This window comes from Pseudoalteromonas sp. P1-9, from assembly GCF_001399975.1.
In the GTDB taxonomy this organism is placed as follows: Bacteria; Pseudomonadota; Gammaproteobacteria; order Enterobacterales; family Alteromonadaceae; genus Pseudoalteromonas.
The window spans coordinates 20,454-27,481 of the sequence record NZ_LKBD01000051.1 but is presented as its reverse complement, the minus strand read 5'-3'; the positions used below and the strand labels follow the sequence as shown (position 1 = coordinate 27,481).

Below are 7,028 nucleotides of genomic sequence, written 5' to 3'. Positions count from 1 at the left end.
AGCTGCCTAAATGCAATTAAGCAGCTTCAAAATGCGGGACCGGAATATGATTATTAAAACGTATAACTATTTTGTGGGGATCGTACAGATACTGAGCCCATTGTTTAAACAAAATGGCGGAATACACATGACATTAAAAAAACAAATCGATGCGTTCGAAGTCGAAAAGAAAGCTAACCTTAGTAACGATATTTTAGATTTAATGGATATCACCACAGATAAACTCATTGCTGCGCAGTTAAGCCAGCATGCACTCAAAGTGGGTGATAAGCTGCCAGCGTTTAACTTACCAAATAGCGATGGCACATTAGTTAGTTCACACGCGTTATTAGAAAAAGGCCCACTGGTGCTTAGCTTTTATCGTGGTGGGTGGTGCCCTTATTGTAATTTAGAGCTGCATGCGCTTAATGCACTTTCAGCTGAATTTGCCGCACATAACACACAGTTAGTTGCTGTTTCACCACAGTTACCGGACAATTCACTTTCTACCCAAAACGAAAATGAGCTTGCTTATACTGTACTTTCAGATGTAAAAAATACCTTAGCAAAAGCCTGTGGTTTAGTATTTACCCTTGATGAGCGTTTAGTACCCGTGTATCACCAACTTGGTCTTGATATTCCAAAAGCGAATGGCGATAACAGCTATGAATTGCCTCTACCGGCAACCTATGTCATCGATCAAAATGGCGTAATTCAATTTGCCTTTGCAATAGAAGATTACACTCTTCGTGCCGAGCCGGAAGACATACTAACAGCGGTTAAAAAGCTTAAATAAGTTCTACTTATCAAAGAGAAATCACCAAGTGGTTTCTCTTCTTAAACCCGCTTTTTAAATAAAATTAATTAAAAAGTATACAAACACGCGTTACTACCGTACACTGCACAGGCTTTAGAAATTTAAAGCTTTATCTACTACTGCACGTTTTGTTTCTCTTTCTTCTTTATTAATTCTAAGTCGAACTGGTATCCATATTTGCTTTATTGGTTACTGTTTTACTTGTTTATCTATAGCTTTATCCGGTGAGATTTCACCACAAATTAATTAATAAAAGGTTTCAATATGTCTGATTCAGTAACTGGCGTAGTAAAGTGGTTTAACCAAGAAAAAGGTTTTGGATTTGTAACACCAACTGACGGTGGCAAAGATGTGTTTGTACATTTTCGCGCAATCGTTTCTGATGGTTATAAATCATTAGATGAAGGTCAACAGGTTCAATTCTCTGTTGAACAGGGTCCAAAAGGCCCGCAAGCTTCAAATGTTGTAGCACTATAATTTAGTGCTCTTCCAGGGCTAGTATCAACTAGCCTTATCATCACCGTAATTCCTTGAATTAACCCATCAGTTTTTGTCTTACAGTACCCCCTCAATAAAAATATAAAAGATCTAATATGATACATACATTTAATGCCGCTAGCATAAATGCTCAGCCGCCAATTTTATCCATTTCCGTAAATAAAAATAGTGTTGTCTTTACCGATAATGCCGAACGTAAGAATGTTCGTTTTGAAACTGCCTTCGAGAAAAAACAGTTTTTAAACTGGCTTACGACTATTTAACATTTCATCCGCGAGATCTAATGTGCAAACCGTTAAACACAAGTAGCTTCCCTATGATTATTCGCATTCACAAAAAAGCCGGAGATTACTCCGGCTTTTTGCAATTTAAAAAACGAACTTGAAAGATCAACAGGCCCTAGTTATTTAAATAAGTGTTTAAAAACTTAAGGTACGCATTTGATGCTTCAATGCGGTTTTCTTTTTTAGTAAAACCATGGCCTTCATCATCAAATAAAACATATTCTACCGGAACGCCATTGGCTTTTACCGCTGCCACCAGCTCATCACTTTCCACTTGCAGTACACGTGGATCATTTGCGCCTTGAATTACCATCAATGGTTTGGTGATATTTTTAGCGTGGAATAACGGCGAAATAGCACGGTGACGCTCACCATCTGCTGCTGGATCCCCCATTTCATCGTAAAGCGCCTTTTTAAAGCTCTCCCACCAGGGTGGAATAGAATTAAGCGTTCTGACCCAGTTTGTTACGCCAAAAATGTTAATGCCCGCTTTAAATTCTTCAGGTTCAAATGCAAGCGCAGCTGCGGTCATAAAGCCGCCATAACTGCCGCCCATAATGCCGATTTTATCGCCATCTACCCAATCTAAACTTTGTAGGTGTTTTTTACCGTACACGATATCTTGTAAGTCATCGGTGCCGTGTTTTTTGTCATCCAAATGGAAGAAAGTTTTGCCATAGCCCGAGCTACCGCGGTTATTCACCGCAAAAATAGCATAGCCGTGATTAACTAAATGTTGCTGCATTGCGCTATAGCCAGTGCGGCTTTGTCCACCTGGTCCGCCATGCACCCACACAAGTGCAGGTACTTTATTGTTGCTATTTGCTTGTTTTGGTTTGTATAACACGCCAGGAATTTCAAGCCCATCAAAGCTTTTAAAGCGCACAATGGTACTTTCAACCAGATCATTTTGATCAATTGCAGCGCTTAAGCTGTTTGTCAGTTGTGAAGCCTTTAATGACCCTACCTGCCAAACAAATAAATTATTCGGTGACGTATCCGAATTTAAGTAAAACGCCATGGTTTTTTCATCTGCCGAGAAATTTACGCCACGTAAATTACCCGCAGGTAAACTTGGCATCGCAATCGATTGCCCAGTTTTTGTATCCATCACAGTGACTTTAGTGCTGGCATCGGCATTTACACCACTCACTTGGTAACGCCCTGATTTAGAGAAATAAATAAAGTTAACATCCCACTCATCTTTGAGTGCAAGGCGATGTTCACCCGAGATTAAATCGTAACGCCAAATCTGTGCAAATTCACCTTTTGCATTGGTTGAGTAATAAAGTGCCTTGCTGTCTCGAGAGAAGGTTTCTGGGCCAAATGTGGCTTCAACATCTTTGCCAGCAATTAACTCTGGTTTCAGTGTTTTTTTCATCGTATCGAGAATAAACACATCGCTGTCTTTGTTTGAGTTATTTTTAGAAAGCGCAATAAAACGGCCGTCAGGGCTAATTGCGCCAACATCTAACCCCATTTTATTTTGATAAACAGGGGTTACTTCATAGCTTTTAGCATCAACACGGTACAAGTCCATAAACTTTGCATCGCGCTGGTTACTGGTGATATAAAAATGAGTACCATCTTCAGTAAAACCGGCAAAGCGCGCACGGGTTTCATCGCCCGGTGTTAAGTCTTTAACGCTGCCGTCCAATTCGCGTACATAAACATGAAAACGCTCATTACCGCCTGAATCTTTGGTAAAGATCACGCGTTCATCATTTGGGAAATAACGCACCGCATAGGTACTGTCTTGAAAATCTGTTAGGCGGGTTTTCTTAGCAGTTTTTACATCAACAGCATAGAGGCTGTAAATGCCACTTTCATCACTGCTTACCAGAATTTTATCACCCTTAGGTGAAAAGCTACTGCCCCTTATTGAGGTAGTATCAAAGAAAGTTTCAGCATCATATTGTTTAACGGTCTGGGCTTGTTGCACCACTTCAGTTGGCTTATCAGAATGTGTTGTTTGTGAACAGCCAGCTAATGCAAGGCCAAGCGCGCACGCGACTGCGGCTAATTGAAAATGCTTTTTCATTATAATTATTCCTTTTAAATTATCCGTTTGTGATTGTTACCTGAACAATTTATAGACACAAGTGTCACGTGATAATAATTGTTTCAAAATGTTGAAACGGGTAATGTCACAGGGCTGTTACTACGCACTTTCAGTACTAGCCATTAATCACTTAACCAAACCGTTAAACACATAACGTTGGTTATTAGCAAATATTTGATTAGACTCGTAAACATAACAAAAACAGGGAGTATTTAAATGAAACCTACATGCCCAGAATGCAATAATGAAATCACTTTTTTGCAAAGTTTTAGAAATATTAATCCATGGAATTACCACTGTCCAAACTGTAGAAAGCGTATCGATATCAGCAAAAAATGGAAGAATATCAGCCTAATTTCGGCTGGGTTAGGGTCTATTTATGGTCTTTTCACTGCCGCCAACGATATACCTATGTTGCAAGCATTTGTACCTGTATTAATTATCGCTTTATTCGCACAGTGGTTTGTTTGGCAACGTATAACATTCTACAAGTTTAATGATACAAACCAACAACAAGATATTTAATAATCACCAAACAAAATAGCGATAAGGTTGATGCCTAGTTTATTGCAAACTGTATCAACCGAGCTAAATACTTGGCACCAAACATCTTAAATATTCAGTAAGAACCTTTCTGCATACCCACCTCATGACAAACAATTTATAAGGTCAACAATTTACTGTTTGTATTTATGTAAAAGCGATTGCGGGATATGGCAGTAGTCATCAGGGCAGCGAGTAAGCCTATCTTGATGCTCTTCATCACTTTTTACGTAATTAGTAAGGGGCATTACTTCTACTTTAATCTGTTCTTTATCATTTCGAGCATTAATAAATGCAGCAGCAGCGTCCAAATGTGTTGGGTTTTGGCTATAAACACCCGTGCGATACTTCTCCCCAATATCTTGCCCCTGCTTGTTAATACTGTAAGGGTCGATAATTTCAAAGAAATACGCCATCAATTGCGTAATCGTGACACGTTCTGGATCAAACTGTACCTTCACACATTCTGCATACCCATCGTATGGCGCATGTGTGCTATTGGCTGAGCCGTTTGCTCTGCCTGCTTCACTGGTTATTACGCCGGGAAGATGTCTTAGGTATTCTTGCACGCCCCATAAACAGCCTCCTGCAAAATAAATGGTGTTTTCTAACTTGTTTTCGTCAGCGTGGCCGCGTTGTATGGCTTGTTTATTCATAAATATATAAAGTTGAGAATGATTCGTATATGCCTTGGAAGTGAGATCATATACAATGCGCGCCAAATTAGCGATGTTGTTTTATGGGAAGTCTCTTCTTCTTTTATATCAATTCGGTTAAATAATAGGATTAGTTTTCGCGCTGGTTAAAAAGGCGCTAACAAAGCAGAATTTATATTCGGTGTGTTTTGACACCGAAAAGTTTACCCCCAGTTAGCAAAAGCTACCCTGTTAAAATGACTAGTTATTTAATGAATTGGTAATGCATCACCGAATTTAGTTACTTACGTCTAAAAGGAAATCACATGTTTCGCGTTGCAAACGCTTTGTTTTTAAGCACGCTGTCAGCTTACTCTTTCGCATCAAGCGATCTTGCTTCTTCTACCGAAATCGAAAAAATCACCGTTGAAAGCGCGGCCACAGCAAATAACCGTCCTGTAGGCACCTTCGACTCACCTGTTTCAAATTTAGAATACGACCCGCGCGTTGATTTGCAATCGCGTAATATGGCGGAAGCGCAGGCTGATGTTACCATCCGCGGCGGTATTTTTGAAAACACCGGATTTCGCATTGGCAGTGCAACCTTGTACGACCCGCAAACAGGCCATTACTTTGCTGAAATTCCTATTGCGCCTGAAATGCTATCCAAACCACAGGTATTTACTGGCGTAGATAACGCACTTTACGGTGTAAATAGTTCAGTAGGTTCAATTGCTTATCAATGGAATACCATTAATAGCGGTGGCAACGTATCAGCAGGTGCTGGTAACAATGGGTTTAAACTGTTTAGATTGCACAGTGCATACAGCACACAGCTTGCATCTAACCGTTCGTGGACATTAGGCGTAGAAGGTGAATACTCTCACTCACAAAGTGATGGTACCATCGAGTTTGGCGACCATAATTTTGACCGCGCCTCTGGACGCGTGCAACTCGCCAGCAATAACTCTCAAACCGATGTATTTTTTGGTCAACAAGAGAAATTCTTCGGTTGGCCAAATATGTATACGCCATTTAACGTTAACGAAACAGAAACGTTAAAAACCAAGCTGTTCATGATAAATCACACGTATCAATACGCAAGTAGCAGCCACTTTGAGGCAACCGCTTACCACAGAAAACATCAAGATCATTATGTGTTCTCAAGAGAAAACCCATCAATGTTTGAGGCTTTTCATGAAACGGAAGTAAACGCTTTTGCTTTATCAGGCACGCACAGCGTAAATAGCGCATTTAACGTATTGTATTCGGCGCAAGTCATGGGCGATTCAATTGAATCAACCACACTTGAAAACAATTTTACTTCGCGTGATTATTACAAACTGAGCCTTGTACCGGAATACACCACCTCACTTGATGCAAACCAGAGCCTAACCGCTCGACTTGGCGTTGCATTTGACGACACAAATCGTGATGACTCTCATGTATCTGTGATCGGTGATATTTCATGGCTAACACGTAATCAAGATAACTCAACACGTAAATTCTACTTATCGTACGCCGAAGCTACACAAGTTGCAGGATACACCGCAATTGGTGGCAGCGAAACGGGCGGCCTATTTAGAAGTAATCACAATTTAAAACGTGAAGTAAGTAAGAATATTGAAGCTGGTATGTCGCTTGATACCCTTGATTGGCGTTTCGATTCTGCACTTTTTTATCGCTTTGATAACGATTTAACTGACTGGACATATAGTTTTGATGCAACTTCAGCGCGGGCAGCCAACGCCGTTGATATTGACACGCTAGGTTTTGAACTTTTTGCGATTAAAAGTTTTGGTAACGCCGATATTGTAGCTAGTTACACCTATTTAGATAAATCTGAAAACTACTTTGATGACACCGTAGACGCCAGTTTTTATGCGTTAAATTATCCACCGCATCGCGTAACGCTTGGTGCCGTATGGTACCTTCATGAAAATGTGCTACTGCGCATTGACAATGAATGGCGCAAACAGCAAAAAAATGCCCTTCGTAACGGCGATGACAAAGCACTTTTCACCCACTTAACAGTTACCTATACACCAAGCCAATTACCAGGTGTAAATTTGGTGTTTGCCGTTGATAATTTATGGAATGAAAAGTTCGAAGAAGTACCAGGTACACCAGGTCGCGGTGAACAATACTCGGTCACTGCAAACTATACTTGGTAATTACTTAAACCTAACTTGCGCTATTTGAACAAGCCA

The 7,028-nt window shown here is 40.3% G+C and carries 6 protein-coding genes; 4 read left to right on the top strand and 2 right to left on the bottom strand.

Features of this window, described 5'->3' with window-relative positions; genetic code table 11:
* Positions 1–127: 127 nt before the first annotated feature.
* Together AN214_RS20260 and AN214_RS20255 are read left to right on the top strand one after the other, a co-directional pair.
* Positions 128–775 (top strand): peroxiredoxin-like family protein, encoded by a 648-nt coding sequence (locus AN214_RS20260; protein WP_054981375.1) that lies wholly within the window; start codon positions 128–130, stop codon positions 773–775.
* Positions 776–1,060: 285 nt separating this feature from the next.
* A complete protein-coding gene (locus AN214_RS20255) occupies positions 1,061–1,273 on the top strand; it encodes a cold-shock protein (RefSeq protein WP_054981374.1) in 213 nt (70 codons plus the stop codon).
* 420 nt (positions 1,274–1,693) lie between these two features.
* Here AN214_RS20255 and AN214_RS20250 read toward each other — a convergent pair whose 3' ends face one another.
* On the bottom strand, positions 1,694–3,619 hold the full coding sequence (locus AN214_RS20250) for a S9 family peptidase (protein ID WP_054981373.1): 1,926 nt from the start codon (positions 3,617–3,619) through the stop codon (positions 1,694–1,696).
* 237 nt (positions 3,620–3,856) lie between these two features.
* On the opposite strand from AN214_RS20250, the gene AN214_RS20245 reads away from it, so the two are divergent.
* Complete coding sequence (locus AN214_RS20245; RefSeq protein WP_054981372.1) at positions 3,857–4,165, top strand: hypothetical protein; 309 nt, start codon at positions 3,857–3,859, stop codon at positions 4,163–4,165.
* Between the two features lie 152 nt (positions 4,166–4,317).
* Here the strand turns inward: AN214_RS20245 and AN214_RS20240 are convergent, their stop codons facing one another.
* A complete protein-coding gene (locus AN214_RS20240) occupies positions 4,318–4,839 on the bottom strand; it encodes a peptide-methionine (S)-S-oxide reductase (protein WP_054981371.1) in 522 nt (173 codons plus the stop codon).
* 305 nt (positions 4,840–5,144) lie between these two features.
* Between AN214_RS20240 and AN214_RS20235 the strand changes: the two genes are divergently transcribed.
* Positions 5,145–6,992 carry a TonB-dependent siderophore receptor gene (locus tag AN214_RS20235; RefSeq protein WP_054981370.1) on the top strand — a complete coding sequence of 616 codons (1,848 nt, stop codon included), beginning with the start codon at positions 5,145–5,147 and terminating at the stop codon, positions 6,990–6,992.
* Positions 6,993–7,028: the final 36 nt, after the last annotated feature.

Bases quoted from the DNA above. Each gene is read 5' to 3' on its own strand.
- AN214_RS20240 (WP_054981371.1), bottom strand. From the start codon at position 4,839: ATGAATAAACAAGCCATACAACGCGGCCACGCTGACGAAAACAAGTTA.
- AN214_RS20255 (WP_054981374.1), top strand. From the start codon at position 1,061: ATGTCTGATTCAGTAACTGGCGTAGTAAAGTGGTTTAACCAAGAAAAA.
- AN214_RS20250 (WP_054981373.1), bottom strand. From the start codon at position 3,619: ATGAAAAAGCATTTTCAATTAGCCGCAGTCGCGTGCGCGCTTGGCCTT.
- AN214_RS20245 (WP_054981372.1), top strand. From the start codon at position 3,857: ATGAAACCTACATGCCCAGAATGCAATAATGAAATCACTTTTTTGCAA.
- AN214_RS20260 (WP_054981375.1), top strand. From the start codon at position 128: ATGACATTAAAAAAACAAATCGATGCGTTCGAAGTCGAAAAGAAAGCT.
- AN214_RS20235 (WP_054981370.1), top strand. From the start codon at position 5,145: ATGTTTCGCGTTGCAAACGCTTTGTTTTTAAGCACGCTGTCAGCTTAC.